At 72.9% G+C, this 1,546-nt stretch carries 1 protein-coding gene; it reads right to left on the bottom strand.

The window, feature by feature from the left end; genetic code table 11:
- Nucleotides 1-145: 145 nt before the first annotated feature.
- Nucleotides 146-1,546 (bottom strand): DEAD/DEAH box helicase (locus HW445_RS30485; protein ID WP_180224031.1); only part of this gene is annotated, 1,401 nt, incomplete at its 5' end.

Below are 1,546 nucleotides of genomic sequence, written 5' to 3'. Positions count from 1 at the left end.
CCGTCAGGTCCCGGGACCTCCACGCGCGGCCATTCCGCGCCCGGCGCACCCGACGCACCCGGCTCACGGGGCTCACCCGGAACCGCGATGCCCGGAACCGCGGCGTCCGTGTCCCGAGGGTCCGGTCCGGAGCCGTGCGGGGGTGTCATGCGGGCCTCCGCAGGGAGACGAGGTCGGTGAGTTCACGATCGGTGAGTTCGGTGAGCGCCGCCTCGCCGGAGCCGAGGATCGCGTCGGCCAGCGCCCGCTTCGCCTGAAGCATCTCGGCGATACGGTCCTCCACCGTGCCCTCGGTGATCAGCCGGTGCACCTGCACCGGCTGAGTCTGGCCGATGCGGTAGGCGCGGTCGGTGGCCTGTTCCTCCACCGCCGGGTTCCACCAGCGGTCGAAGTGCACCACATGCCCGGCCCGGGTCAGGTTGAGGCCGGTGCCGGCCGCCTTGAGGGAGAGCACCAGCACCGGCGTCGCACCGTCCTGGAAGCGGTCCACCATGCGCTCCCGCTCGGCGACGGGCGTGCCCCCGTGGAGCATCTCGGCGGGGACCGAGCGGGTGGCGAGGTGGGCGGTGATCAGGCGGGCCATGCCGACGTACTGGGTGAAGACCAGCATCGACCCGTCCTCGGCGAGGACCGTGTCCAGCAGCTCGTCCAGCAGGGTGAGCTTTCCGGAGCGGTCGGCGCGGGCGCGGTCCGGGGAGAAGCCCTCCTTGAGGAAGAGCGCGGGATGGTCGCAGATCTGCTTGAGGGAGGTCAGCAGCTTCAGCACCAGACCACGACGGGCGATCCCCTCGCTGCCCTCGATGATCAGCATGGACTCGCGGACCACCGCCTCGTAGAGCGACGCCTGCTCGCGGGTCAGCGGCACCGGGCGGTCCGTCTCCGTCTTGGGCGGAAGCTCCGGCACGATGCCCGGGTCGGACTTGCGGCGGCGCAGCAGGAAGGGGCGGACCAGCCGGGCGAGCCGCTCGGCGGCCTCCGGGTCCTCGCCGCCCTCGACCGCACGGGCGTGCCGGGCACGGAAGGACTTCAAGGGGCCGAGCAGTCCGGGTGTGGTCCAGTCCAGGAGGGCCCACAGTTCGGAGAGGTTGTTCTCCACGGGGGTGCCGGTGAGCGCGACCCGGGCGGGGGTGGGGATGGTCCGCAGGGCGCGGGCGGTGGCCGAGTAGGGGTTCTTGACGTGCTGCGCCTCGTCGGCGACGACCATCCCCCACGCGATGCCGCCGAGTTCCTCGGCGGCGGAGCGCATCGTGCCGTAGGTGGTGAGGACGAATCCGCCGTCGAGGCCGCCGAGGGTCCGGCCGGCGCCGTGGAAGCGGCGTACCGGCACGCCGGGGGCGAACCGCTGGATCTCGCGCTGCCAGTTGCCGAGCAGGGAGGCGGGGCAGACCACGAGCGTGGGCCGCCCGGCGGGATCCCGCTCCGCGCGCCGCAGGTGGAGCGCGATCAAGGTGATGGTCTTGCCGAGGCCCATGTCGTCGGCGAGGCAGCCGCCGAGGCCGAGCGAGGTCATCAGGTCGAGCCAGGCGAGGCCGCGCAGCTGGTAGTC

The organism is Streptomyces sp. UH6 (genome assembly GCF_013421635.1).
Lineage (GTDB): Bacteria > Actinomycetota > Actinomycetes > Streptomycetales > Streptomycetaceae > Streptomyces > Streptomyces abyssomicinicus.
The sequence above is the reverse complement of the archived record's forward strand: the minus strand, read 5'-3'. Positions and strand labels throughout refer to the sequence as shown.